The following is a 24,888-nucleotide window of genomic DNA, read 5'->3' on the forward strand; positions in this document are numbered from 1 at the left end:
TCATTCTGTTTATTTCACGTCATCAATAGTAGTGTATAATAATAATATATTTTGGCTTGAAAGAAGAGAGGTACAGCTGTGAATACTGAGAAAAAAAGTGAGTATCTTTTATTTGGAGCGTGGGCTGCTTCAGTTCTTGCCCTTGCTGGAAGTTTGTATTTTTCTGAAGTTCTTAGATACGAACCTTGTGAACTATGTTGGTATCAAAGAATTCTTATGTATCCTCTAGTTATGATTCTAGGTATCGCTGTGGTTCGCAAAGACGCATCCCAACGATTTTATGTTCTCCCATTGTCGATCATTGGTGCAAGCGTTTCGCTGTACCATTATTTGCTACAAAAAACATCTTTTCTAGCAGAATCGGCACCATCATGTGGTAGGGTTCCTTGTACAGGTGAATATATTAATTACCTTGGATTTATTACGATACCGTTTCTAGCACTTATTGCATTTCTAACCATTACGATTCTAATGGTTGCCTTACATAAGCAAACAAAGAGGGAGGAAAACATATGAAGAAAGCTATTATCTTTCTTGGTATTGTCATCGTAATATTCGGAGCACTCGCCTTCGTTACAAACTATAGTAATAGTGAGAAGACAGAAGGGAATCCATACGGGAAGAGCTCTCTAAATCCAGCTACTATAGAACAACTCGACGATCCATTATATCAAAATCAAATTTTACCTGATGAGCTTGATGAAGCACTGTCTAATGAAGAAGATGCCTTCGTCTATTTCTATAGTCCAACTTGTATCCATTGTAAAAATACGTCCCCAGTCCTTGTACCACTTGCAGAAGATATGGGAATTGACTTGAAAAAATACAATGTTCTTGAGTTTGAACAAGGATGGAATGATTACAGAATTGAATCAACGCCAACTCTTGTACGATTTAAAGATGGTAAAGAAGTTGATCGTATTGTAGGTACGCAAACAGAAGACACTTTTAAACAGTGGATTGAAAAGAATGATTAACATACAAAAGCACCCTGTGAGGGTGCTTTTTGTATACAATAAAACATTGGAATGTTTACACGTCATTCAACCGGGAACTAGAGATGTGAGGATAAAACGAAAGGTGGAGAATCATGAGTCATATTAATGGAAAAGTAGTTATTATTACTGGAGCAAGCAGTGGAATCGGCGAAGCAACGGCGAAGAAACTTGCAGGAGACGGTGCAAAAGTTGTTCTTGCAGCTCGACGTGAGGACCGCCTTGAAGAATTAAAGAACGATATTACAAACAATGGCGGAGAAGCAATTATCCAAACAACAGATGTAACTTCAAGGGAACAAATGCAGGCTCTTGCCGATAAAACGATTGAGCATTATGGACAGATTGACGTCATGATCAATAACGCAGGATTGATGCCGCTATCATTCATGAATAAGCTTAAGATTGATGAGTGGGATAAGATGGTTGATGTGAATATAAAAGGTGTCCTCTACGGTATTGCCGGAGTTCTTCCACATATGGAAGAAAGAAAATCTGGACATATAATTAATGTATCTTCTGTTGCCGGTCATGAAATTATGCCAGCTGGTGCAGTGTATTGTGGTACGAAATTTGCTGTGCGAGCGATTACAGAAGGACTGCGTAAGGAAATGTCTCCTTCAACAAATATTCGTGCAACGATCATATCACCAGGGGCTGTTGCAACAGAGTTAACGAACACAATTACAGATGAAGATGTTCAAGAGAAGTTGAATAATCGCGGACCAAATGGTCTTGATCCACTGGATCCAGAGGCGATTGCTGATGCCGTTTATTATGCTGTTGGTCAACCTGACAGTGTATCGATCAATGAAGTACTAGTGCGTCCAACATCCCAAGGATAATGAAAAACCGTTCTCCATATAGGAGAACGGTTTTTAACTTTCTAGACTGAGGTTCTAGAGCAACATTGTGGCGACCATCTTGGCCAATTGCGCACAGAGAACCGCTGCGTAGCTACCGACAACGTTACCTACAATTCCCATCAAAAGTCCAACAGGAGCAAGTGAGGGTTGGAAAACAGAGGCAACGATTGGTGCCGAGCTTGTCCCACCAATATTTCCTTGTGAACCTACGGCCACAAAGAAAAGAGGGGCACGTAATAAGCGCGCTGCGATGAAGATAACAAGAATATGAATACTGAGCCACACAATGCCCATTAGGACATATTGTGGTGAATCCACTACATAAGTAAGATCCGCTCTTGCCCCTATTGTAGCAAGCAAAAGATAAATGGCTGTATAGCCGACTTTACTAGCGCCATAACCCTCTAGCTTTTTAATAGGAGTGAATGAGAACAAAATACCGATGGCAGAAATAATCATGACTGTCCATGTTGTTGTAGATAGCACAGCTGATTGTGGAAGATTCTCGGAAATTTTCAATACGATATAAGAGACGCCAAAGCCAAGTCCAAGTAATCCTAGTAGCTGAGGTACTTGAATCGGGCGTTCATTTTTACGTTGAATATCATTCATTTCCTTATTCACACTTTGAATAACGGAATCGTCCGCTTTGTTCCATTTGTTAAACTTGTGCTGGAATCCTGCAAGAAAAATCATAATCCCCATCCAGCTATAGCCGACAACAGTGTCAACGACAATAATTGGGGAAAGAATTTCTTTAGGTGTGCCCACTGCTTCAATCATTGCAGCCATATTCGCTGAGCCGCCAATCCAACTTCCTGCGAGAGCAGCAACTCCTGTCCATGCGTCTGCAGGTAGCCAAGGTTGGAAGATGGCTAGCGCAATCGGTCCACCGATAATAACACCGATTGTTCCTGCTAGGAACATTAATAAGGCTTTTGGTCCTAATCTTAACGTAGCTGGGACGTTAGCTGATAATAATAACAGCAGGAGCCCAACTGGAAGAATATACGTAGAAACGAAGCCATATAAAGTCGACTCTTGCGGAATAATCGCAAATGTCGTTGATAGCATTGGGATAAAGTATGTCCAAATTAACGGTGGGGCATAATGAAATATCTTCTGCAGAACGTTGTTTTTTGATTCGCCAAGCATGAAGATTGCTCCAACTACAACCGTTAGATAGACAAATACAGCCATCGGATCCTCAATTAATGGATTAGCCTTTGACCAGGCTAGTGCAAATGTCATTATTTTTCACTCCTTGATGTTAGACTATAGTCGCAAATAGACATTATATCATCTAAGTGACATTCTTCGCTTTTAAAACTAATTAAAGAAAAATTGAAAACATTAAAAAATTCATAGCTTGTATTAATGAAGCATACATATTGTGTAGAGCGAGGATAAAGGAGTGAATTTCCATCGGTCTATTAAATGAATTTCGTCATTTCGCTATTAGAGGTAACGCGGCTGATATGGGAATTGGAATTGTACTAGGCGCAGCATTTAGTAATTTTATCGATTCGCTTGTTTCAGATATTATTCTTCCACCTGTAGGTTTACTATTAGCGAGAATTAATTTTTCCGATCTTTTTATTAGTTTAAATGGGCATTATTATCCGTCTCTCTCTGATGCAAAAGAAGCTGGGGCGGCGACAATCAATTATGGAGTCTTCCTTACAACGTCCATTCGCTTTTTAATCATTTTCTTTTCGGTGTTTCTTGTCGTTCGTCAGTTGAATAGATGGCGAAAACCAGGACAAGATCCTATTAATTCTATGACTAGAAAAGAATGCCAGTTTTGCTGTACGCCGATACCTTCGAAAGCAGTGATTTGTCCGAATTGCTCTACCTCTCTTCGTGAAGAACTAGAACCGTCTTCACTAAAGGTTCATGTTCGGAAAGGTTCAAGAACCTCATTTAAGCAATAGGGATGATATGTAAGGACTACAAGTGATTAACTTTTTCTTCTGATGGGAATATAAAGTGGTAACGACAGAAGGAAAGGTGAGGGGCCAAACATGATTGGTTGTTTGCTCATACATGGATTTACAGGGTCACCATTTGAAGTTGAACCTCTGGCAAATTATTTTAGACGTCAAACGGATTGGATTGTAGTATCACCGACGCTTCCGGGACATGGGGAAAAGGATTCACTTAGAGGGATTACTTTTCAACAATGGATAGATACAGCTGAGGAGCATTTAAAGCAGTTGTTAGAACGTTGCGATACGATTTATCTCATTGGATTTTCAATGGGTGGCGTTCTGGCTGGCTATTTAGCAACGAAGTATCAAGTTGATAAATTAGTGTTATTAAGTGCAGCTATACAATATATTCATCCTTTGCAGATGGTGAAGGATATAAGAGAAATGATGACCGATCTCTACAGAGGAAAGCTTCTTCAAAATGAATTGTTTCTTCGCTATAGCAAAAAGGTGAAGACAACGCCACTCCTTGCTTCATTAGAATTTCGAAAGCTTGTCCAACACCTCAAGCCATCCTTTGAACATGTCTCTATTCCAACGATCATCCTACAGGGAAAGCTTGATGGAATGGTACCTTATAAAACCGCTGATACGATTTATCAATTGATTCGTTCGGATGAGAAACAGGTTAGATTGATGGAGAATTCAAAGCATTTGATCTGTCACGGAGAGGATCGGGATGATGTTATTCATACGGTGTACCGTTTCCTTATAAACTAGCGGGATGATTGATTATAATAAAAAGAGCTTGTTTTTAACTATAAAGAACAGCTTCATACTTGCTAGCTCCTTCTTAGGGTCTCGGTGAAAAGGAGAAAAAGAGATGCGAAATCCACTACTTACTCCAATAATGATTGAAAAATACGCTAAACGACTTGTAGTCCGATTGAAACAACCATCGTTATCTGGGATTGTTTTGACAGGAAGCTTTGCTAGAGGGGAAGCTGGTCCGTATTCCGATCTGGATATCTGGTGTTTTTATAAGGAACTCCCAAGTAAGTCTCCATGTCTCCCTGAACTAACGGGTATTTCACTTGATCTAAGAGAAGTTAGTCTACAGGAATTTAGCGAAATGGCTGATGGGTCAAGAGAGTATGTGGCTCCTTGTTTTGAGCAATTAAACGTATATGGAGACACACCATTTGTTCTTCCTTCAAGAACTAAAATCAAGCGTGGTCTTGTGAGCCTGCTACAGTCCATTGATACTCGCTTGCAACAATGTATGCCGCCAATCAACCACTACGAATTATTAAATGACATCATGTACGCCCTTCGCATCGAACAGTTTATCAAGACTTCACAATACCCCCTTACCCTATCTGAACTATACGCCATACAATTTGAAGAGAGCGATCGCTTCCTAGTAGAGTGTTATTCTTCATTTTTATTTGGAGAGCGACACAAAAGTGAGGATGAAATTCATAGCGGGATTCATCTATTTATGGAGAAGAGATTGGAATAGGAAGGATTTTGAAATCATCTCGAGAAACAAATGATAGAGGTATTGAAAGAAAGGATTCTATACTTAGATGAAAGGGTCGGGTGGATGAAGTGGCGACGTTTGATGATTTTATGAAACTTGATATTCGTGTTGGGGAAATTATTGAAGTGAATGATTTTAAAAAGGCTAGAAAACCGGCTTATCAATTAAAGGTAGATCTGGGGGAGGAAATTGGTATAAAGAAGTCCAGTGCACAAATTAAGGACCTGTATAATCAGGATGATTTAATCGGTAAACAGGTGATGGCGGTGGTGAATTTCCCCCCAAGGCAAATTGCAGATTATATGTCTGAAGTGCTTGTATTAGGCGTATATGGAGATGAAGGAGTCGTGCTAATACAGCCTGATCAAAAAGTGAAAAAAGGCGATAAATTAGGGTGAAGAGTGCATTTAAGCATTCTTTTTTTCTTGTCTATTTACGTATTTTCCCTATATAATGGTTTAATGTCTAAAAAATGTAAAAACGAGGTGAGGGAGTGAAGCAAGAAGAAGCGGTTCGAGTGATATCTAACAGTCTGGAGCAAGATCCTCTTGTAAAAGCGATTTTTCTTAAAGGATCTATGGGACGAAACGAACATGATGAAAATTCGGATGTTGATCTTTATTGTCTTGTAGAAGAGAACGATGTGGAATTGTTTCTTAAGAATCGAAAGCATCATTTAGAAGCATATGCTAATCTTCTCTTTTATGATGAAATTTTTATTATTGCTCCACAGATCATCGCTGTGTTCGATAATATGCTCCATCTTGATTTATTTACAGTGACAGCGGAATCGTTGATAGAGAAAGATTATTGCAAAGTGATTTATGATCCCAACAATCGGTTGAGTCATTTTAATGAGCAGTTAACCTTATCGAGGCAGGAGTTTATCAATCACGTGGATGATACAGCTTTTTTCTTATTTCAATACGAGAAGTCCAGAAGAAGAGGAAACGATATTTGGTCTGTTCATATGTTAAATCAAGTTATGCTTCATTATTCAAGAGTGATATTGCACCGTTATCACCCGGATCGAGCCCAGCTTGGTTTAAAAGCATTGAATGGAACACTAGGGGAGAAAGAGGTTGAGAAGTCGAAAGAAATTTTTCAGTTTATGACGATTGAAGAGCATGAGATGTCTGCTAAGTTTATTCGAAACTGGTTGAAGGAAGAGGAAGATTGGATCATAGAGCAGTTAGAAGGTACGGTTTATAGTGTGCCTTTTCTTAAACGTATGATTTGGAATTGATATAGAATGAAAAGAAGAGGCGCTCTCTGGCGTCTCTTCTTTTCGTTTTGGGACCTAGCTAGTTAATCGATATGGTTTCGGGTTCAAACGCGATTTTAGCACCTTCATAAATGGCGCGTTTCGCATCTAGCTCACCAGCAAGACGTGCGCCACCGATAATGGCGATTTCAACACCTATTTGTGAAAGTAATTCGTATTCACGGGGTATATTCGATTCTTGTCCAGCTGCGAGAATGATGGTGTCGGCTTTGAGAAATTCTTTCTCGTCTGTCTCTGTATTTATGATCGTAAGACCATCCTTTGTCATTTCTTTATATGAGAGATTCGTTCGAAATTTCACACCATTTTGTTTTAAATCCTGCAACATCGCCCACTTAGTTGTTTTGCCAAGGCCTTCACCCATTTTTCCATTACGTCTTAGAAGGAGAATATTATTAATTCCTTTTTCGATTAAGAAATGAGACACATCACATCCGATGCCGCCGGCGCCAATGATAATCACATTTTTGCCCACAGCTACATTACCAGAAAGAACGTCTGGATAAGCTATGGCATGTTCTATACCAGGAATAACCGGTTGCCTTGGTGTCACACCAGTTGCTACCACAATGAGATCTGGTGAGTGATTTAAAAGCTCTTGTTCCGTTGGTTTATGATTTAAATAAATCTCAACACCTAATCGGTTGAGTTCCGTTGTATAGTAGCGAATGGTTTCGTCAAATTCTTTCTTGATTGGAATTTTTCTAGCAAGATTAAATTGCCCACCAATCGCAGAGCTTGCTTCATAAAGTGTCACATTATGACCTAATTCAGCATGAGCTCTTGCAGCTTCCATGCCAGCGACGCCTCCACCGAGCACTACAACTGTTTTTATCTTTGCAGCTTTCTTAATGGTCCACTTGTGCTCTCTCCCAGCCCTGGGGTTAACAAGACAAGAGACGGCTTTGCCTTCGAAGGCATGATCAAGACATGCCTGGTTACAAGCGATGCATGTATTGATCTGATCAAGTGACTGTTCCTTCGCCTTCACTAATAGATGAGGATCGGCAAGAAAAGGTCTAGCCATTGAGACCATATCGAGTTTCTGAAGTAACTCTTCAGCTAGAACCGGGTCATTAATTCGGTTACTTCCAATCACCGGGATAGTCACCGCTTCTTTAACTTGTAGAGCGGGTTCGATAAAACCAGCACGAGGCACCATCATTGAAATCGTTGGGACTGTTGATTCGTGCCAACCGATTCCGATGTTTAGAATATCAGCACCATGGGCCTCTAATTTTGTAGCTAGTTGAACGGTTTCTTCTGGTGTTGAGGAGTTGGGTACTAAATCGAGTCCAGACATACGAAAAATCACCGGATAATCCTCTCCGACTGCTTTTCGAACTGCTTTAAGGACTTCGATTGCAAAACGGGTGCGATTCTCAAAGTTTCCGCCCCATTTATCTGCTCGCTTATTTGTTCTTGGTGATAGGAATTGATTGATTAAATATCCTTCAGAGCCCATGATTTCTACTGCGTCAAATCCAACTTCTTTCGCTTTCCTACCGGCTTCTGCATAGGATTCAAGTAAATTAAGAATATCAAGTTCATTTAGTTCCTTGGGAGTCTCTCTGTGTATGGGCGATTTGATAGGAGATGGAGCGACAGACGGAATTCCGTTCATCTCAGAGTAAGCATATCGTCCAGCATGAAAAAGCTGTGCCGCAATACGCCCATTTGCTGTATGCACGCTGCTTGTTAATCGTTTCATGACTCGAAGATCATCGTCTCGATAGAATCCTAGAAAATGGTGTCCACCATCGCCTTCAGGTGAAACAGATATCCCTCCTGTAACAATGAGACCTGGACCGTTCTCTCCTGACCGTTCAGTATAAAACGAAATGAGAGCATCCTCTTGATCTTTATTTCCTTCCATTCCAAGGTGCATGGATCCCATCATTACTCTGTTCGGCAGGGTTAATCTCCTTAATTGAATTGGTTTAAATAATTTTTCCCATTTCATAACTGCTCACCACACTTCTTTGTTTTGAACACATTTCGATGAATGGTCATTCATTTCCTGTAAAGAAAGCGCTTTTTTATTTTAAATTTTTATTTTATTCAAGGATATGGTAATGAATATTATTGATTTTTGGCTCATTTGAGTAATCAACAATATGAACAAACATAGATTTATCCAAAAAAAAAGAGCGCAAAATGCGCTCCCTAAATGGTTATTAATTTTTCTTGAATGCGACTAGAAGGCCACCTTCGCCAGCATAAGTGCCAATAAGCGGCCCCATCGTCGAAAGAATCACGTTTTTGAATTTATAGCGTTCTTGAATTTGCTCGATTAATGCCTTTGCTTTATCCTCACAATTACTATGAGCTACAGCAATGACTTTATCCTCAAAATTATGTCCATACTCGCCAATTTTTTGAATGAATTGGCGTACTGCTCGCTTGTTTCCGCGGATTTTATCAAGGACTTCAAGTGAACCGTCGTCATCACTTGCCTTCATAAGTAATTTAATATTCAAGGCTGAAGCAATCGTTCCTCTTACACGATCGAGGCGTCCCCCCTTGATAACGTTCTCAAGGGTGTCTAATAAAAACATTGTTAGCGTATCTTCAGTGTATTCATATGCTTGTTCAACGATGGATTCAAAGGTTTCGCCGTCACGTGCCATTTCTGCAACGTGATAAACAATGATCCCAAGACCTGATGAGGCTGTTTTTGAATTGATGACTTCGATTTTCCTGTCAGGATGTTCCTCATGAAACATTTTCTTTGCAAGTACAGCGTTGTCATAAGTAGTGCTTAATGATCCGGACAGCGCTATAACAAGAATATCGTCCTCAGGACTTGCTTCTTCAAATTTTGTAAGAAAGTCCTGTGGTGCTGGGGCAGAGGACTTAGGAAGCTCTTTCGATTTTTTAAGTTTTTGGTAGAACGTTTGCGTATCAAGATCTACTCCAGCTTTGTATTCTTCTTCACCAAAGAGAAGGTTGAGTGGAACGACCGTTACGTTCAATTCATTTAGCAGTTCTTCAGGGAAGTCGACGCTGCTGTCAGTAATGATTCGAGTTGCCATACAATTACCCCTTTTTTGTTATTACCCGCATCCAGGTATTATGTCTATTGTACCACGCTTCAACGCCTAATCGAACGTAAGTTGTGGCTAATGAATTAAGAATGGAATGGAGAGCCTAATAGAAAGATGTTTGGAGGTGAGAATGGGATGACAATTATTCGGCTAGGGTATGTCGCAATGAGTACAGAACTGAATAACGGCTCTCCGTCTCAGACGATGACATATGCTCAATTTCAAAAAATCCAAGATAGAGAAGCGGCTATTCGGAAGCTTGAGCGGATTGCTATTTCAAATCTTGAGAACTGCCTACGTCTTCTTAAGCACAACAAAGGGAACGAGATTCATTTTTTTCGCTTTAGCTCAAGGCTAATCCCGCTTGCCAATCATGAAGCCCTTGAAGGGTGGGATTATCTTTCTCCACTAAAGAAACCGTTGAAACAGTTAGGTGATTTTGCAATTAGAGAAAAAATGAGGGTGGACTTTCACCCGGATCATTTTGTCTTACTTAATTCACCTAAGAAAGAAATTTTACAAGCATCGATTCAAATGCTTTCTTTGCACGTACGTCTTCTTGAAGAAATGGGACTTCCTTCAACACATCGGTGTGTCCTTCATGTAGGAGGAGCCTATGATGATAAGGAGAAGTCACTTGAACGGTTTATCCATAATTGGATGTATACCCCGCAGAAAATACAACAAACCATTATTTTAGAGAATGATGATACAACGTTTACGCTCCTAGATACTCTTTATTTATGTGAGAAGTTAAACGTGCCGCTCGTTTTTGATTATCATCATCATCTGGCGTGTCATGAAACAAAAGATTGGGCGAAAGAATGGGGGAGAGTGGTTAATACTTGGAGAGACTCTTCACTACCTGTTAAGATGCATATTTCTTCTCCTAAGAGTGAAAAGGAATTTCGAAGTCATGCTGATTATGTAGATGTTGATTGGTTCTTTTCTTTTCTGAATGAAGTCAAAGGAAGCACAGACCAAATTGATTGTATGATTGAAGCCAAACAAAAAGATGCAGCGCTCTTTCAACTGATGGATGGAATTAGACAAAGAAGTGATGTTGAACTTATTGATCAATCTACGTTCAAACTAAAGTAAAACCGGGCGCTCCTGGCCCGGTTTTATTCTGTGATTTTTTTGCTTTTTTGTTTAGTGGAAGGCTTTGTTTGGTTGGCATGTTCAACAGATTGAGACAGCTCTTTTTTCATGCTGCGTTTTTTTTCCTGAGGCAAACGTCATCCCTCCTTTATTAGATGTTAGCTTGCCCGTTCTCAGATGTTTTATTAGGCCGTCTTGTTTTTTTGAGAGAATGAAGTTCAATAAGAAATGAGGAGATTTTTATTGAAAAGTAGCAAAAGTTAGTTTTGTATATAGGAAAGCACGCTCCTGTAACAAGCTGTTTTATATGCGTTATGTTGCGTATGGTCACCCGTCATCATCCATTGAATCATATACCCGTCTATCATTGCCCTAATTGTTCTCCCTGCCTCTTCGTTATCAATCGTGCGAAAGGCGCCCTCTTTCTTCCCTTGCTCGAGGATCACTTTAGAGATGGATGAACAATTTTGATAAAAGCGTTCATTTATTTCTCTGTACCGTTTGTTTCTGGTTGCCTGCGCAAGAAAATCTAAATATACACGATAGAATTTCTCATTTTCTTTAGGACCTACAAACACTGTATTTAAATATGCCATAAGCATGTTTGTTGAAGTTGTTTCTTTTTCAACAGCCAGTTTCTCTTTTTCATATATTCGATCTGTAATTTGAGCGAGCAGATGAGCAAGTACGTCCTCTTTGTTGTGGAAATAATAATTTGGGACGCCTTTACTTACATCTGCATAATCAGCTATGTCTTGAAGTGTAACTGCCTCATAGCCTTTATCAGAGACGGCTTGATAGGCTGCTTTAATAATCTGCTGCCGCTTTAACTCAGCTTTACGTTTCATCTTATTCCTCTCCTTACAGTGATCATTATACACAAACCATATGTGCGATTAAAGAATTCAGATTAATTGACCGGTCAGAATAATTTCTGTTAAGATGAGTCCGAAAGAAAGTTGAAGGAGGGATCCTAGATGGATCAATTTAAAGCTCTAGTTGTTGATAAGATTGATGAGGATACAAAAGTATCGATAAAGAATTTAACGAAAAACGATCTCCCTGAAGGAGATGTGTTAGTTAAAGTTCATTATTCTAGCGTGAACTATAAAGATGGGTTAGCTACTCATCCAAAGGGAAATATTGTTAAGAAATACCCCCACATCCCTGGTATAGATCTTGCAGGTGTTGTTGAGGAATCGGATCATCCAGATTGGAAGGAAGGAGATCGGGTCATTGTTACTAGCTACGAGTTAGGCGTGTCACACTCCGGCGGGTTTAGCGAGTATGCAAGGGTGAAATCAGATTGGATCGTCCCACTTCCTGACGGATTGTCTTTTAAAGAGGCAATGGTATACGGAACAGCAGGATTTACGGCAGCTCTTTCCGTGTACCAACTTGAACAAGCGGGTGTGACGCCTGAAAAAGGACCAGTTCTTGTGACAGGTGCAACGGGTGGCGTAGGAAGTATGGCTGTAGCTATTTTAGCTAAAAAAGGGTATGAAGTGGCAGCAAGTACAGGGAAAGAATCAGAATATGATTACTTGAAGCAACTTGGTGCGACACATACAATCGGTCGAGAAGAAGTAGCCCCTGAAGGATTTAAGCCGATTGGCAAACAGAAGTGGGCAGGCGCAGTCGATCCCGTTGGAGGAGAAACGCTTGCTGCTGTTTTAAGTAATACAATGTACGGTGGCGCTGTTGCCGTAAGTGGTCTTACTGCAGGCGCTAAAGTTCCTACAACTGTTTTTCCGTTTATTTTAAGAGGAGTTAATTTACTCGGGATTGACTCTGTCTATTGTCCAATGGAAAAGCGGAAGGAAATTTGGAAGAAAGCCGCTGACGAATATAAACCGTCTGAGCACCTTGAAGCGATTCAAAATGAAGTGACACTTGATGAACTACCTGATGTCTTGAGTTCAATTCTAAGTGGCAAAGTACGTGGAAGAACAATCGTTGCATTCTAAATAAGAGAGCGATGTTAGGTGGTACCTTCGCCTTTCAGCTAACAAGAAAGAAGGGAGAGCAATGCTCTCCCTTCTTTCTTGTTTATTTCTTCTAGTTAAGGTTTTACTCTACAAATCGTTAAGCCATCGCACAAAGGTAATAGAATGGACTCCACTCTATCATCAGTCGCTATTTGTTTATTAAATGATCGCATAGCTTCCACATTCTCACTATGGATATCTTCATCGAAAACTCTATCACCTTGAAGGGTATTATCAGCTACGATGACTGCTCCAGGAGTTGCTAATTTTAGTGCCATACTAAAATAGTTAGGGTAGTTCACTTTATCAGCATCAATAAAGAAGAAATCGTATTGTTGGCCGGCGCTATGGAGAGATTCCATATTTTGAAGAGCTGGTCCTATAACGTATTTCACTTTATCGCCAAGTCCCGCTCTAGTGAGGTTGTCTTTAGCAACATTGGCGTAGGTTTCTTCTAACTCCAGAGATGTGAGGGAGCCTTCTTTCTCAAGAGCACCTGCGAGCATGATGCCACTATAACCGCCAAGGGCACCGATTTCCATTACGTTTCGAGGTTTTGCAATACTGACGAGTAGTGCTAGGAAGCGTCCTACTTCAGGTTTAATTGAGATTGCGGGCATACCATTTCTACGAATGCTTTCATTGACTGATTGAAGTGCTGTGTCTTCATTTCCGAATAGATTGCGAATATACTCATCATGGTTGCGTGCCAAGTGAATCTCATCCTTCCTGAAATTAGTGGATTCGTAATCATTGTTATGCAGAAGAGAAAGGGTGTCAAGGTAAAAGTCGTCCTCCTACTACTGTTTATACACTAGTAGTAAAGAGAGCGTGCTCCTGTTAAATGGAGAGAACGAGGAATAAAGTCCTAGTCGATTCTACAATACTTGGGAAAGTAGGAAACAATTCGCTTTATTAATCCGACGAAAGTTATTGTTATTTCCCAATACCCCCTTGACGAATTGTTTGTTAAACTAGTACTAACAGCAAGGATCGGTTATAAATATCTATCCTTTTTCCTACTTGCCTAAACGGAAGAAGGCAGCTGATTATGAAGGGAGAGTTTGGAATGCCGTTAGAGCAAGGGAACAAAGCACTCAAATCCGGTGAAAATGCCCATCACAATACTAAAACATCAGAGCGGGTCAATGTACCCAAGCTACCAATTGCAAGTGAAGAAGGCTTTTCTAATGTTGTAAGGGATTCAAACCAGAATTATTGGTTTACCAAGCAACTTTCATCTAACCATGTCGAGGTTTATGTCTTTGTTCACAACCTTGCTCAATTGAGAACATTTCAAGTAAACGGGAAGCCAAGTTTCTATGAATACCCTGAGTCAATTTGCATTGCTTGTGAAGGGGAAGAATGGAATGGATGGATTTATGAGTTCTCAAAGGAAGACCCGCGTATCACACACCAGTGGCACGTGAATGGCATTTTCTGTGATCTAAAAAGAAAAGGAAATCAGCTTATTGTTTCTTCCTACCATGTTGAGGGAAATGAAGCTCTTTTAACAACATTCAGTGACAAAGGAAAAAAAGTGATCCCGCTAGAAGCTGGATATTCTCCAGTTAATATGATGATCGCAGAAGAAGGTATATATGTTGCTGCGCTATCGATCTCCGCTTCTTATCAAGATCAGATTCTTCTTCTAAATGATTCGTATGAGATAAAAAACTCCTTTAAGCTCGACTTTTCTCCACGAACGATTCACTCCTGGAACGGGAGCTTAATTGTTCATGGCATCAATGGGCGAACAGGGAAAAGTGATCAGCTCGTTTATATATGCTCCAAAACAGGGCATCAAGAAAAATTCCCTATCCCAAGTAGTGAGCTTGTTCAATGTTCAGATCAACATTTAACTTTCTACAACGCTGACTCAAAAATACTATCAATATGGGATCATGAACAAAAGGAAATCATTAGTATGAGAGAATCCGAGCGCCCTTATGTATCAAAACATTTTTAATTCTGCCATGCTCATAAACGTTATTAGTTTTTTGGGCATTTACCCTTTATGAGAACTTTTCTCTCGAAATGAGCCAAAAATCGAGAAATCAACATAATGAATTAATATAGTTATAATTTCAGAAAAAACTTGAGCTGAATGTTGCTCAAGTTTTTTGTTTTGAGAGATTATGATGAAATGAAAAGGTGAATGAAGATGGAACAAAGAATACAGTTAGGACTAGTTATAGAGGATAAGAATGAGAATAGAAGATTTAATAAACATGATATACTAATTTAAAGAAAATAGAGGATACGAGGTAGAAAGGGGGAAAAAGAATGCGACTGGAACCTTCAAAACAAATTGATCCACAAGGATTGAAAGTTTGGCAAATTACTGGTGGACTAGTTTCTTTACTAGCCATTGCCCTCCTATGTGGCCTGTTTGTTATTCATTTAATGATAGTACCTATTCCTTTATGGATATTGGTGATAAGCTGCATACTCGCTTTGCTCTTTTTCTTTTTACAAACCTGGATTTTACCGAGATTACGATGGTCAAAATGGAGGTATGAAGTTACAGAACATGAAATTGAGCTTAAATATGGCGTTATTATAGTGAAGCGAACGTTGATTCCAATGGTTCGAGTTCAACACGTTGATACAAGACAGGGGCCGCTTTTAAGAGCTTATCGTCTATCATCTGTGACTATTTCTACTGCAGCAACGACTCACGAGATTCCAGCTCTATCAAATGACATAGCAGATGAGCTAAGAGACCGTATCTCCGTGCTTGCAAGGGTGGCGGAAGAAGATGTCTAATAAGAAACGTCTTCATCCAGTTGCTATGTTATTATCCCTTTTAAGATATGCAAGAGAAGCGGCGCTCCCTCTTATTTTCTTCGTTTTTGTTGGGGGCGGAAGCGGCTATGAATGGTGGCACGTGATAGCAATAGGGGCACTTCTACTGTTTACGATCGGAAATGGTGTTCTTGGTTGGTTTTTTTATACATATCAGGTCGAAAACAATGAGCTTCGAATTCATCAAGGGTTTATATTTCGAAAGAAAAGATTCATTCCACGTGAGAGAATTCAATCCATTGATTTTTCTGAAGGTCTTATCCAACGTTTGTTCAGTCTTGTGAAAGTTCAAATTGAAACCGCTGGTGGTGGTGGTGAACCTGAAGTGGTTATGTCCGCTCTAAGACGTGAAGATGCAGAGTTATTAAGAAGTGAACTTTATGATAAAAGAAAACCAATATTAGATGAAGAAGTGGAAGAACTAGAAAGTCCAAAGACATACGAATATAAGCTCTCATGGCGAGAGTTACTTATAGCAGCATCCACATCGGGCGGGATTGGCGTAGTGCTCTCTTTCGTCGCAGCCTTTGCTTCCCAAGTGGATGATCTTCTTCCTGATGCATTTTATAAGAGCATAACAGAGCGAGTGATGGAGGCCACCCTTCCATATGTATTACTTGGTGTTGCCTTTTTATTATTAGTCTCCTGGATCTTTTCTGTTTTGGGGACTGTTTTGAAGTATGGAGGGTTCATTCTCACTCGAATGGAGAATGATTTAATCATTAATAGAGGGATTTTAGAGAAGAGACAGTTAACGATTCCTGTGCATCGTATCCAGGCCATACGCATTGTAGAGGGTGTTCTTCGCCAACCGTTCGGCTACTCTGTGCTTTATGTGGAGAGCGGCGGTGGCGGTGGAAAAGATGAACAGTTTTCAACGATTTTATTTCCACTCATAAAGCGTAAGAAAGTTACCGAGGTGCTTGCAGAAATTCTACCTGAATTAGCGATACATGAAGAGTATACTTCCTTGCCTGTTCGTGCTAGGAGAAGGTATTTTTTTCGATTCTGTATCCCCGTTCTACTACCAATAGGTGTCATTAGTTACTTTGTTCCATATGGCGCTATGTCGATATTGTTGCTACCGATCTCTGCTCTAATTGGTTATCTTCATTATCGAGATGCGGCTGCTGGTGTGAAAAATGACGTGGCGCTGTTACAATTTAGGCAAATTGGAAGAACGAGAGTCTATGTTTCTCGTAAGAAGATTCAATCGCTGGAAATCGAGACAACTTTCTTCCAAAAGCGTCGACAATTAGCTACCTTTAAAGTATCGATTTTATCAAGTTTTGCTGGAAAACAGTTTAGAGTGAAAGACCTCGGTCGTTCTCATGCAGAAGAACTGTTGTATTGGTATTCCTATCGTTCAAATAAAAGGAAGGATCATGAAGAGTGAATTTCTTGTAGCAGAATGTCAGGTTATATGAAATAGCAAAACTTTTAGAACGATCATTCATCTTATAGAAAGGGGTGTGAACATGGCGATCAATATTGAAATGTTAACAGATGACTTTCTTGAAGGTGATCAAAATCAAGCATGGGAAAGAATAATGGATCATTCTGAGTTGATGGAAAACAGTTATTTAACCTTTGAAGTTCTTACACAAGCGATGCATCGTATTGGAATACTATGGGAGGAAAACAAAATATCTGTAGCGGACGAGCATTTAGCTACAACAACTTGTGATTATGTTCTATCACGATATGCGCATTATAGAAAGATGGCGAATCGGAATTCAGAAGGACCAAAGGCTCTTTTTCTTTGTATTGAACAAGAGCAGCACTACTTGGGAGTGAAAATGATTTCATTGCTCTTTGAGGAATACGGATTTCAAACAAAGCTTTTTGGAGCAAATTTACCTCTTGAGTATACTTTAGATCAAGCTAAGAAGTGGGGAGCATCAGTAGTAGGGATTTCGGTCTCTATTCGACACCATGCGGAGCGCTTAAATCGATATGTAACCGAACTAGAAGGTTTGCCACATTCACCTGAGATAATAGTAGGGGGTAGGCTTGCATCACAGTATGATTTGTCTAGCTACTGCTCTGAACAAACTAAGCTAGTAGCTGATTTGCATCAGGTACGTGAATGGCTTGAAAGTTGGAAGGATAGTGTACAGTATGATTTATGATATAAATGATCATCCTCTTCCAGCTTTTTTAATTGATGAGACATTGACGATCCTTTCACAGTCGGAAAATGCTGCGAAAGCTTTCTCAATCCATTCGTCTTTTTTGGATCTTGTTGATTTTGATAGCAGGGATAAAGCGGTACGTATGTTGAGACCCTCTCAAGATGAAGTTGAATTAGAATTAGTCATGAATACGGTGCAGTCGCCCTATTCTCTTTTTCAGGTTTTTGCAAAATGGTCAAGTGGGGTTGGGCAGATAGTTTGTGTCAGACAGGATGATCGCATTGAGAAGTTGTCCACGATGCTACAGAAGCAACGAGAGAGACTAGCTGATACAAACTTTGATTTATTAGATAAAAAGGAGGAGCTTGAAGCTGCATTAATGAAAATAAAAAAGCTATCAAGCCCCTTTTTACCAATATCTAATAATATGGGGATTATTCCTTTGTTTGGTGAACTTGAAAAGGAGCTCTTCCTTGTTAACGAGTTAAATCTTTTACAAATTTTGAACAATGGAAAGTATGAACGTGTAATTCTAGACTTTAGTGGTATTGGAGAAATTGAAAATAGCGGAGTTCTTCCACTGTTATCATTTTGCTCGATGCTCGAAGTTATTGGCGTTTCCGTGGTTTTATGTGGGTTAAAACCGAACCATGTGCTTCAATTAATGAAGAATGATTTTGAATTAAATCAAAACTTTGAGGTTACGGGAAGCTTAAAAGATGCTGTAGATTATTATTTAAAACAGTCTTTCACGTAAAAAAACCAGTGATTAGTTAAAATCACTGGTTTTTTGTGTGAACTTCGTTAAACAAATCTTGCTATAAAACCAATCACGACAAGGAAAATGAAAATCCCCCATAGAATTCTTCCGCCGCGCCCAGACCCTGTACGGATTTTTCTCCGTTGCCAACGGTTTGGTTTAAACCGTATTTCTCCACTGTCAGCCGTTCGTCTGACGCGAATAATGCCGCGATTGATAAATGGTTTAGCCCCAATCAAAAGAATAGGTGCCAGAGCTGCCCCGCCTATAAACCCAAAGAGATGACCAAGAATGTTGATATTAGGACTTACAAATGTCATTACGAGCCCTATACCAAGAATCATTAAAATCAATTGTGAATTTGCTTGATCAATTAATTCTTTGCGATAGAAAGCCATATAAAAATATATCCCGAAAAGCCCAAAGATTGCACCAGAAGCACCTACGTGACTGAAATTGCTATCTTGCAAATAGAAGGTGGCAATATTGGCGATAATTCCAGCTCCGAAGTAGCCGACCAAGAACTTGGTTTTCCCTAACATCTGTTCTAAGGCCGGACCAAAAAGATAGAGTGAAAAGGAATTGAATAAGACGTGGGCAAATCCACCATGGAGGAATATTGGTGTGACAAGTCTCCAATATTCACCAATTTCAATCGCTCGATTGTAGCCTACTCCAAGTCTTAAGATCGAATACATACCAAAAAGGTTTGCGAGAACAAAGAGGAGGATATGTATACCAATAAGTATGGAAATGATAGGATAATAACGGATAAATGAGCGAAAATCTTCATTTCGCACAAACATAATTCGACCACCTTTTTCAGAGAATTTATTATCAATTTGGTTCAATGGAATGTTGTAGGAGTGGCTGGTAAATTAAGCTCACTCGTTTTCTTATTAGTTTAGCATAGCTAGAGGTATAATCACTATTGAAAACACTATGCAGGCTTGTGACGAATTAGTACGAAGGAGTATAGAGATGATTAGAGGAATCGGAATAGATATGATTGAAATTGATCGCATCAAGCAGGTTATTCAGAGGAATGCTGCATTTGCTGGGCGTATCCTAACTGAACGTGAACGTAGAGAATATCAGCAAATAAGTGGGCATAGAAGTGTGGAATTTTTGGCTGGACGTTTTGCAGCTAAAGAAGCGTATGCAAAAGCGAGGGGTACTGGGATTGGTAGACTTAGCTGGCAAGACATTTGTGTGCGGAAATCGCCAGAGGGTGCGCCGTATATTGAATCAGCCGATCAAGATGAGAAGGTACATATATCCATTTCACATACGAAGCAGCATGCTATTGCACAAGTAATTATTGAGTGCTCGTCAAGCTAGTCTGCATAAGGTGGAGACTTGCCTCATATAATTTACCACGGTCAGGAGGGACCTGTTGTGAGAATCGTATCCGGAGAAGAAATGTATGAAGCAGACCGTTTTGCCATGGAGGAAATCGGGATTAGCGGTGTGATGTTGATGGAAAATGCGGGGAAAGCTCTATTTGAGGCGATGAAGAGCAGAATTCAAAAAGAAGAGCGTGTGGCTGTATTAATTGGCACAGGGAATAACGGAGGCGACGGTTTTGTTCTGGGAAGATATTTAAAAGAGCATGGATATGATGTAGATATCTGGTTGATCCCACCATATTCAAAGGTCAGGGGAGACGCTAGAACTCACTTCGATATTTATCGTAGCCTCTCGTATTCTTACAGATCGTATGAAGATGGAGTTGCATTCGCTGGGGACATTCAAAACTATTCTGTAGTTATCGATTGTCTTCTAGGACTTGGCTTATCAGGAGCAATTCGTGCTCCCTACGATGAGGTAATTAGGCAATTGAATCGGTCTTCTGCAACGGTTTTATCTGTTGATCTTCCGAGCGGTTTACATGCGAATGGAGGATACGTGGGCGAAGGCGTTCCGGTTCGTGCGAATAAAACTTATACGATTCAGTGTCCAAAATTAGGAGCCTTCCTTTATCCAGATGCCGATTTTTATGGAGATTTAGAGGTAGTTGATATTGGTCTACCACAGGCTGCTTTTTCATCTATATTCAATAGAGAACTCTGGCAAAAGTCAGATGTACATCGCACGCTTTCTGATCGATCGGCGTCCTCTCATAAAGGAAGCCATGGAAAAGGGCTGGTGATTGGAGGATCAAAAGGAATGGTTGGAGCGCCTGTTATGACAGCGAAAGCTGCCTATAGGAGCGGAGCGGGGTTAATTCAGGCTTCAGTACCTGATGAGATTCTTTCTGTGGTAGCTGGAACAGTCGTTGAAACAATTTTCCAGGGGTGGTCATCTCGCGAAGGATTTTTCTCTGGAGAAGTGCCGGAGGACCTTTCTTCTTTCGATGGAATTGCTGTTGGTCCAGGTCTTGGGAGAAAACCGGGGTGTAAAACAGTCGTTGAAGCAGCGTTATCAACAACTTCCCCCCTCATTCTGGACGCAGATGCTTTGTACCACCTGGCAGAATTGAAAGGATGTCTGAAGGCAAGGGAAACACCGACTGTGCTAACGCCCCATCCTGGAGAGATGGCAAGGTTAACTGACTTGCCAATCGAGGAAATTCAGCGTAAGCGATTCGAGATCTCTCGTTCATTTGCTAAAGAATTCGGTGTTTACCTTGTATTGAAAGGCCCAAATACGATTGTAACTTCCCCGGATGGAAGTCAGTTCGTTAACACAACAGGTAATCCAGCGCTTGCTAAGGGAGGAACCGGTGACGTCCTGACTGGTATGGTACTTGCTTTCGTTATGCACAGTTCGTCCATCCAAGAAGGGATAAGCAATGCGGTATTTCTACATGGGCAAGCAGCAGATACCCTTGTTCAAACAACTCACACTACTCTTGACGTACTGGCGACTGATGTTATTGCTACGATTCCAACCGTTCTGCATTCATTTCTTAACCAACATCACGGATAGGTTTTTCACATGACAGGAACCTCCTTTGTCGTTTTAAATGAGGCAAAGGAGTTGGATAGAGTGAAAAAGTTCGGAGTCGTTTTTCTTATCGGAGTACTGATGCTTGTGGCGCTATCGGGATGCGGACAGAAAAGTCAGCAGGATGTTGTAGATGCTTTAGACAAAAAGTTGAATGAGATGGAGAGCTATAAAGTAAATGCCAAAATGACGCTTGAAACAGGTGAAGAACCACAGCGTTATGATGTAGAGATCTGGTACCAAAAGCCCTCTTTTTATCGTGTTGAGTTAAAAAACGCTTCAAAAGAACAGAGTCAAATTATCTTGCGTAACGATGAAGGGGTATTTGTTCTGACACCTGCTCTTAATAAAAGTTTTAGATTCCAGAGTGATTGGCCTGAGAACGGTAGCCAGGCTTATCTCTATAACACGCTTGTTCTAGATATACTAAATGATTCAGGAGCAGAATTTGAAGCAAAAGAAAATGATTATGTGTTTACTACGAAAACAAACTATCAGAACAAGAACTTATCAAAACAGTCTATCCAATTAAATAAGAAAGACCTTGCGCCAGAGAAAGTTACAATTATGAATCAAGATCAGAAACCTCTTGTTGATATTGAATTCTCTAATATGAAATTCAACGCTTCATTCGATAAGGGTGCATTTGATATGGAACGAAATATGACAGCTGCTCAGTTAGAAGTACCTGTCATTGCTACAACAAATGAACCGTTTGAAGTTGTGTATCCAATGTATGAACCACAAGGCACAGGTCTTACAGATGAGAAAGAAGTAGGCACAAACAAAGTTATGTTAAGCTTCACTGGTGAAAAGTCCTTTACGTTAATAGAAGAGAAAAGTGAGGCAGTGCTCGAAACAAGTGCCCCCGTCTCGGTAGGCGAGGGTCAACCGGTGGACTTAGGCTTTACAATGGGTGTCATGACAGATACGACAGTTACCTGGAACCATAATGGTGTTGATTTCTTCCTGGCTTCAAATGATTTAACTCAAGAAGAGATGGCATCTGTGGCAAGGTCAGTGTATGGTATGACGGAAATTAAATAACACTTCAAAGAGGTTCAGCTATGATTACATGGCTGAACCTTTTTTAGAAATAGCTACAGCTAACCATATTTAAAATATTCCAGCGCTTGTCGGAACTAACGAGACACTTGCGCTTTTATTGTCTAGCTCCAGTGTCTAGTTCCTCGAGTCGCTTCAGCTTTTTCCCAGAACACAAAGGGCGTGTTCAGGAAAAAAGCTTCCAGCGCTTGTCGGAACTAACGAGACACTTGCGCTTTTCTTGAAATCTCCTAAAATAGAGGGCAGAGTGATTTGTTTTAGGAGGAAGTTGGAATGGACAATCGGGCGTTTTATCGTGGAACTTGGGCTGAGGTTAATCTGGATGCCATTGAACAGAATGTAAGATCATATGAGCAATATGTGCCGAAAGATGTTTCCATCATGGCTGTTGTGAAAGCAAATGGGTATGGACATGGAGCTGTTGCGACAGCTAAGAAGGCTTTAAGCGCCGGGGCTAAATACCTTGCGGTGGCTATTCTTGATGAGGCACTTGCACTTCGTGAAGAAGGAGTTGATGCTCCCATTCTTGTATTGGGATGGGTGCCTCCTGAGTATGTGAAAATGGCAGCAGAACATGACATTACCCTTACTGCTTTCCAAAAAGATTGGATCGAACAAGCTGCGAGAGTACTAGGGGAACTATCACTTAATATCCATTTGAAAGTTGACACTGGGATGGGGCGTCTTGGAATAAAAAAGGAAACAGAAGCAACTACGATTATAGAAAGTTTAAGAAAGTACACTTCTTTTATCGTTGAGGGGATCTACACTCATTTCGCGACAGCGGATGAACCGGATAATGCTTTCATTGAATCTCAAATAGCAACTTTTAAAAAAATGAAAGATTATTTTCAAAGTGAAGGTATTGAGCCTAAATGGGTTCATCTTGGAAATAGTGCAGGAGCGATTCGCTATCCTGATCGAATTGGAAATTTAATTCGTATCGGTATTTCAATGTATGGATTGATTCCTTCTCAAGAGATGAAGTCCATTCAACCTTTTGAGCTTAAACCTGCATTTAGTCTTCATAGTCAGCTAGTTAACGTGAAGCAAATGAGCACAGGAGAGCCGATTAGCTATGGGTCTACGTATCACACAGCTGAAGGGGAATGGATTGGAACAGTTCCTATTGGATATGCTGATGGATGGATACGTAAACTAAGTAATGCTTATGTTCTCATAAATGGCGAGCGTGCACCTATTGTGGGCCGTATCTGTATGGATCAACTCATGGTTCGTCTTTCTTCTGAAGTTGAAATAGGAACTCATGTGACGCTAATTGGAGTACAAGGTTCAGAGGAAATTACAATAGATGACATTGCTGAACGACTTGAGACGATTAACTATGAAATTCCTTGTATGATAGGACCGCGCGTTCCGAGACTTTTTCGTGAAAACGGAGAAAAAAAAGGCGTAATGAATACAATTTTAAAAAAATAGTAAAATAAAAGAAGGATTTTGGAAGAATATGATGAAATAGTCTTGTGGAAAGTTGTTTTGCAATGCGTCGTTTGCAATGGTAAGATTAATGGTGGAATACAATATGAGTAGCAGTGCTTCGGAGGTGTATGTTTGTGTCAGAGGCAAACAAAAAATCGATTGTTGTAACTCTCCCACAACATATTTTAAATGAGGTGGATGGTATTATTCAACAGGAACAGCTTGATCGTAACGAGTTCATATCACAGGCCACGACAATGTATATTCGCGAACGAAAGAAGCGACAAATTCGTGACGCCATGCGCCAGGGGTACATGGAGATGGCTAAGATTAACTTGAACCTTGCAGCAGAAGCCTTTCTTGTTGAGGAGGAAGCAGAGCACACCGTGGACCGCTTAGTAAGCGGGGTGTAGTGGCTTGATTGTCAAACGAGGTGATGTGTATTTTGCTGACCTTTCTCCTGTTGTAGGTTCTGAACAAGGTGGGGTAAGACCCGTCTTAATTATTCAGAACGACATTGGGAATCGTTTTAGTCCTACTGTCATTGTTGCCGCAATTACTGCGCAAATACAAAAAGCTAAGCTGCCCACACATGTGGAAATTGATGCCAAGCGTTACGGGTTTGAACGTGATTCGGTTATCCTGCTAGAACAAATTCGTACCATTGATAAACAGCGTCTAACTGATAAAATCACTCACCTTGATGAGGGTATGATGCAAAGAGTGCAAGAAGCTTTGCAGATCAGCCTTGGACTCATTGATTTTTGAAAACGTATAATACCCAAACGAAGCTGCTCCTATGAGCAGTTTTTTTGTATCATATAAATGTCTTTAGGTAGAGTGGTTCCTTGCAACTCTTGGTCTGCTCCCCCTTTTATTCACCACATTTCGTGTAGCTCATAGCAGGGAATTTTCTAGTTATGTCGAAAAGTGTGTTAAGATGAAAATGATGTGATGCGCTAAGACTAGTAAGGC

At 40.3% G+C, this 24,888-nt stretch carries 27 protein-coding genes; 21 read left to right on the plus strand and 6 right to left on the minus strand.

Features of this window, described 5'->3' with window-relative positions; all coding sequences use genetic code 11:
* Nucleotides 1-78: 78 nt before the first annotated feature.
* From ABVF21_RS20100 to ABVF21_RS20110, 3 genes are all read left to right on the plus strand, one after another.
* The gene (locus tag ABVF21_RS20100) at nucleotides 79-516 is read left to right on the plus strand and encodes a disulfide oxidoreductase (protein ID WP_303535728.1); all 438 of its coding nucleotides are present in this window, start codon (nucleotides 79-81) and stop codon (nucleotides 514-516) included.
* Nucleotides 513-977, plus strand: coding sequence for a thioredoxin family protein (locus ABVF21_RS20105; RefSeq protein WP_371018848.1), 465 nt, complete (start codon nucleotides 513-515; stop codon nucleotides 975-977). Before ABVF21_RS20100 ends, ABVF21_RS20105 begins: the two co-directional genes overlap by 4 nt.
* Nucleotides 978-1,090: 113 nt before the next feature.
* On the plus strand, nucleotides 1,091-1,840 hold the full coding sequence (locus ABVF21_RS20110) for an SDR family oxidoreductase (RefSeq protein WP_194222517.1): 750 nt from the start codon (nucleotides 1,091-1,093) through the stop codon (nucleotides 1,838-1,840).
* A 54-nt stretch (nucleotides 1,841-1,894) separates the two neighbouring features.
* On the opposite strand, the gene ABVF21_RS20115 is transcribed toward ABVF21_RS20110, so the two are convergent.
* Nucleotides 1,895-3,112, minus strand: coding sequence for a DUF819 domain-containing protein (locus tag ABVF21_RS20115; RefSeq protein WP_194222516.1), 1,218 nt, complete (start codon nucleotides 3,110-3,112; stop codon nucleotides 1,895-1,897).
* A gap of 173 nt (nucleotides 3,113-3,285) precedes the next feature.
* Between ABVF21_RS20115 and mscL the strand changes: the two genes are divergently transcribed.
* The 5 genes from mscL to ABVF21_RS20140 all read left to right on the plus strand — a co-directional run bounded on the left by mscL (nucleotide 3,286) and on the right by ABVF21_RS20140 (nucleotide 6,581).
* A complete protein-coding gene (mscL, locus tag ABVF21_RS20120; RefSeq protein WP_303535810.1) occupies nucleotides 3,286-3,795 on the plus strand; it encodes a large conductance mechanosensitive channel protein MscL in 510 nt (169 codons plus the stop codon).
* Nucleotides 3,796-3,885: 90 nt separating this feature from the next.
* Nucleotides 3,886-4,572, plus strand: coding sequence for an alpha/beta hydrolase (locus ABVF21_RS20125; protein WP_371018849.1), 687 nt, complete (start codon nucleotides 3,886-3,888; stop codon nucleotides 4,570-4,572).
* Nucleotides 4,573-4,675: 103 nt separating this feature from the next.
* Complete coding sequence (locus ABVF21_RS20130; protein WP_303535738.1) at nucleotides 4,676-5,314, plus strand: nucleotidyltransferase domain-containing protein; 639 nt, start codon at nucleotides 4,676-4,678, stop codon at nucleotides 5,312-5,314.
* A gap of 89 nt (nucleotides 5,315-5,403) precedes the next feature.
* Nucleotides 5,404-5,733 (plus strand): tRNA-binding protein, encoded by a 330-nt coding sequence (locus ABVF21_RS20135; RefSeq protein ID WP_194222513.1) that lies wholly within the window; start codon nucleotides 5,404-5,406, stop codon nucleotides 5,731-5,733.
* A 95-nt stretch (nucleotides 5,734-5,828) separates the two neighbouring features.
* A complete protein-coding gene (locus ABVF21_RS20140; RefSeq protein ID WP_303535740.1) occupies nucleotides 5,829-6,581 on the plus strand; it encodes a nucleotidyltransferase domain-containing protein in 753 nt (250 codons plus the stop codon).
* A 58-nt stretch (nucleotides 6,582-6,639) separates the two neighbouring features.
* Here ABVF21_RS20140 and ABVF21_RS20145 read toward each other — a convergent pair whose 3' ends face one another.
* Both ABVF21_RS20145 and ABVF21_RS20150 read right to left on the minus strand, forming a co-directional pair.
* Entirely contained in the window at nucleotides 6,640-8,583 is a 1,944-nt protein-coding gene (locus ABVF21_RS20145; RefSeq protein WP_371018850.1) for an FAD-dependent oxidoreductase, read from the minus strand.
* Between the two features lie 214 nt (nucleotides 8,584-8,797).
* Nucleotides 8,798-9,655: a DegV family protein gene (locus tag ABVF21_RS20150; protein WP_303535744.1), complete on the minus strand. Its 858-nt coding sequence runs from the start codon at nucleotides 9,653-9,655 to the stop codon at nucleotides 8,798-8,800.
* A 147-nt stretch (nucleotides 9,656-9,802) separates the two neighbouring features.
* On the opposite strand from ABVF21_RS20150, the gene uvsE reads away from it, so the two are divergent.
* A complete protein-coding gene (uvsE, locus tag ABVF21_RS20155) occupies nucleotides 9,803-10,768 on the plus strand; it encodes a UV DNA damage repair endonuclease UvsE (protein WP_303535746.1) in 966 nt (321 codons plus the stop codon).
* Nucleotides 10,769-11,028: 260 nt separating this feature from the next.
* Here the strand turns inward: uvsE and ABVF21_RS20160 are convergent, their stop codons facing one another.
* Entirely contained in the window at nucleotides 11,029-11,616 is a 588-nt protein-coding gene (locus tag ABVF21_RS20160; RefSeq protein WP_303535750.1) for a TetR/AcrR family transcriptional regulator, read from the minus strand.
* 129 nt (nucleotides 11,617-11,745) lie between these two features.
* Between ABVF21_RS20160 and ABVF21_RS20165 the strand changes: the two genes are divergently transcribed.
* Nucleotides 11,746-12,735, plus strand: coding sequence for an NADPH:quinone oxidoreductase family protein (locus ABVF21_RS20165; protein WP_303535752.1), 990 nt, complete (start codon nucleotides 11,746-11,748; stop codon nucleotides 12,733-12,735).
* Nucleotides 12,736-12,830: 95 nt separating this feature from the next.
* On the opposite strand, the gene ABVF21_RS20170 is transcribed toward ABVF21_RS20165, so the two are convergent.
* Nucleotides 12,831-13,469 carry an O-methyltransferase gene (locus ABVF21_RS20170; protein WP_303535754.1) on the minus strand — a complete coding sequence of 213 codons (639 nt, stop codon included), beginning with the start codon at nucleotides 13,467-13,469 and terminating at the stop codon, nucleotides 12,831-12,833.
* Between the two features lie 356 nt (nucleotides 13,470-13,825).
* Between ABVF21_RS20170 and ABVF21_RS20175 the strand changes: the two genes are divergently transcribed.
* The 5 genes from ABVF21_RS20175 (at nucleotide 13,826) to ABVF21_RS20195 (ending at nucleotide 18,456) form a co-directional block, all read left to right on the plus strand.
* The gene (locus ABVF21_RS20175; RefSeq protein WP_303535756.1) at nucleotides 13,826-14,725 is read left to right on the plus strand and encodes a hypothetical protein; all 900 of its coding nucleotides are present in this window, start codon (nucleotides 13,826-13,828) and stop codon (nucleotides 14,723-14,725) included.
* A 317-nt stretch (nucleotides 14,726-15,042) separates the two neighbouring features.
* A complete protein-coding gene (locus ABVF21_RS20180) occupies nucleotides 15,043-15,525 on the plus strand; it encodes a PH domain-containing protein (RefSeq protein WP_303535758.1) in 483 nt (160 codons plus the stop codon).
* Complete coding sequence (locus ABVF21_RS20185) at nucleotides 15,518-16,960, plus strand: PH domain-containing protein (protein WP_371018851.1); 1,443 nt, start codon at nucleotides 15,518-15,520, stop codon at nucleotides 16,958-16,960. The genes ABVF21_RS20180 and ABVF21_RS20185 overlap by 8 nt, the downstream gene beginning before the upstream one ends.
* An 82-nt stretch (nucleotides 16,961-17,042) precedes the next feature.
* Entirely contained in the window at nucleotides 17,043-17,696 is a 654-nt protein-coding gene (locus ABVF21_RS20190; RefSeq protein WP_371018852.1) for a cobalamin B12-binding domain-containing protein, read from the plus strand.
* Nucleotides 17,686-18,456: an STAS domain-containing protein gene (locus ABVF21_RS20195; protein ID WP_303535770.1), complete on the plus strand. Its 771-nt coding sequence runs from the start codon at nucleotides 17,686-17,688 to the stop codon at nucleotides 18,454-18,456. The genes ABVF21_RS20190 and ABVF21_RS20195 overlap by 11 nt, the downstream gene beginning before the upstream one ends.
* Before the next feature lie 47 nt (nucleotides 18,457-18,503).
* Here ABVF21_RS20195 and ABVF21_RS20200 read toward each other — a convergent pair whose 3' ends face one another.
* Nucleotides 18,504-19,265 carry a rhomboid family intramembrane serine protease gene (locus ABVF21_RS20200; protein WP_303535773.1) on the minus strand — a complete coding sequence of 254 codons (762 nt, stop codon included), beginning with the start codon at nucleotides 19,263-19,265 and terminating at the stop codon, nucleotides 18,504-18,506.
* A gap of 175 nt (nucleotides 19,266-19,440) precedes the next feature.
* Between ABVF21_RS20200 and acpS the strand changes: the two genes are divergently transcribed.
* The 6 genes from acpS (at nucleotide 19,441) to ndoA (ending at nucleotide 24,681) form a co-directional block, all read left to right on the plus strand.
* Nucleotides 19,441-19,800 carry a holo-ACP synthase gene (gene acpS / locus ABVF21_RS20205; RefSeq protein ID WP_303535775.1) on the plus strand — a complete coding sequence of 120 codons (360 nt, stop codon included), beginning with the start codon at nucleotides 19,441-19,443 and terminating at the stop codon, nucleotides 19,798-19,800.
* 57 nt (nucleotides 19,801-19,857) lie between these two features.
* Nucleotides 19,858-21,390: an NAD(P)H-hydrate dehydratase gene (locus ABVF21_RS20210; RefSeq protein ID WP_303535779.1), complete on the plus strand. Its 1,533-nt coding sequence runs from the start codon at nucleotides 19,858-19,860 to the stop codon at nucleotides 21,388-21,390.
* Between the two features lie 60 nt (nucleotides 21,391-21,450).
* Nucleotides 21,451-22,455 (plus strand): LolA family protein, encoded by a 1,005-nt coding sequence (locus tag ABVF21_RS20215; protein ID WP_371018853.1) that lies wholly within the window; start codon nucleotides 21,451-21,453, stop codon nucleotides 22,453-22,455.
* Nucleotides 22,456-22,746: 291 nt separating this feature from the next.
* Nucleotides 22,747-23,913, plus strand: a complete 1,167-nt coding sequence (gene alr / locus ABVF21_RS20220; RefSeq protein WP_371018854.1) for an alanine racemase — start codon at nucleotides 22,747-22,749, stop codon at nucleotides 23,911-23,913.
* A 128-nt stretch (nucleotides 23,914-24,041) separates the two neighbouring features.
* Nucleotides 24,042-24,326 carry a CopG family ribbon-helix-helix protein gene (locus ABVF21_RS20225; RefSeq protein ID WP_048312993.1) on the plus strand — a complete coding sequence of 95 codons (285 nt, stop codon included), beginning with the start codon at nucleotides 24,042-24,044 and terminating at the stop codon, nucleotides 24,324-24,326.
* A gap of 4 nt (nucleotides 24,327-24,330) precedes the next feature.
* The gene (gene ndoA, locus ABVF21_RS20230) at nucleotides 24,331-24,681 is read left to right on the plus strand and encodes a type II toxin-antitoxin system endoribonuclease NdoA (protein ID WP_048312992.1); all 351 of its coding nucleotides are present in this window, start codon (nucleotides 24,331-24,333) and stop codon (nucleotides 24,679-24,681) included.
* The last annotated feature ends 207 nt before the right edge of the window (nucleotides 24,682-24,888 follow it).

Source organism: Pseudalkalibacillus sp. JSM 102089 (genome assembly GCF_041366475.1).
Classification (GTDB): Bacteria; Bacillota; Bacilli; order Bacillales; family Guptibacillaceae; genus Guptibacillus; species Guptibacillus hwajinpoensis_B.

Excerpts from the sequence above, each read along its gene's own strand:
- ABVF21_RS20160 (WP_303535750.1), bottom strand. The coding sequence starts at position 11,616 with ATGAAACGTAAAGCTGAGTTAAAGCGGCAGCAGATTATTAAAGCAGCC.
- uvsE (WP_303535746.1), top strand. The coding sequence starts at position 9,803 with ATGACAATTATTCGGCTAGGGTATGTCGCAATGAGTACAGAACTGAAT.
- acpS (WP_303535775.1), top strand. The coding sequence starts at position 19,441 with ATGATTAGAGGAATCGGAATAGATATGATTGAAATTGATCGCATCAAG.
- ABVF21_RS20180 (WP_303535758.1), top strand. The coding sequence starts at position 15,043 with ATGCGACTGGAACCTTCAAAACAAATTGATCCACAAGGATTGAAAGTT.
- ABVF21_RS20125 (WP_371018849.1), top strand. The coding sequence starts at position 3,886 with ATGATTGGTTGTTTGCTCATACATGGATTTACAGGGTCACCATTTGAA.
- ABVF21_RS20145 (WP_371018850.1), bottom strand. The coding sequence starts at position 8,583 with ATGAAATGGGAAAAATTATTTAAACCAATTCAATTAAGGAGATTAACC.
- ABVF21_RS20200 (WP_303535773.1), bottom strand. The coding sequence starts at position 19,265 with ATGTTTGTGCGAAATGAAGATTTTCGCTCATTTATCCGTTATTATCCT.
- alr (WP_371018854.1), top strand. The coding sequence starts at position 22,747 with ATGGACAATCGGGCGTTTTATCGTGGAACTTGGGCTGAGGTTAATCTG.
- ABVF21_RS20225 (WP_048312993.1), top strand. The coding sequence starts at position 24,042 with ATGTTTGTGTCAGAGGCAAACAAAAAATCGATTGTTGTAACTCTCCCA.
- ABVF21_RS20105 (WP_371018848.1), top strand. The coding sequence starts at position 513 with ATGAAGAAAGCTATTATCTTTCTTGGTATTGTCATCGTAATATTCGGA.
- ABVF21_RS20190 (WP_371018852.1), top strand. The coding sequence starts at position 17,043 with ATGGCGATCAATATTGAAATGTTAACAGATGACTTTCTTGAAGGTGAT.
- ABVF21_RS20185 (WP_371018851.1), top strand. The coding sequence starts at position 15,518 with ATGTCTAATAAGAAACGTCTTCATCCAGTTGCTATGTTATTATCCCTT.
- ABVF21_RS20115 (WP_194222516.1), bottom strand. The coding sequence starts at position 3,112 with ATGACATTTGCACTAGCCTGGTCAAAGGCTAATCCATTAATTGAGGAT.
- ABVF21_RS20165 (WP_303535752.1), top strand. The coding sequence starts at position 11,746 with ATGGATCAATTTAAAGCTCTAGTTGTTGATAAGATTGATGAGGATACA.
- ABVF21_RS20195 (WP_303535770.1), top strand. The coding sequence starts at position 17,686 with ATGATTTATGATATAAATGATCATCCTCTTCCAGCTTTTTTAATTGAT.
- ABVF21_RS20130 (WP_303535738.1), top strand. The coding sequence starts at position 4,676 with ATGCGAAATCCACTACTTACTCCAATAATGATTGAAAAATACGCTAAA.
- ABVF21_RS20175 (WP_303535756.1), top strand. The coding sequence starts at position 13,826 with ATGCCGTTAGAGCAAGGGAACAAAGCACTCAAATCCGGTGAAAATGCC.
- ABVF21_RS20110 (WP_194222517.1), top strand. The coding sequence starts at position 1,091 with ATGAGTCATATTAATGGAAAAGTAGTTATTATTACTGGAGCAAGCAGT.
- ABVF21_RS20150 (WP_303535744.1), bottom strand. The coding sequence starts at position 9,655 with ATGGCAACTCGAATCATTACTGACAGCAGCGTCGACTTCCCTGAAGAA.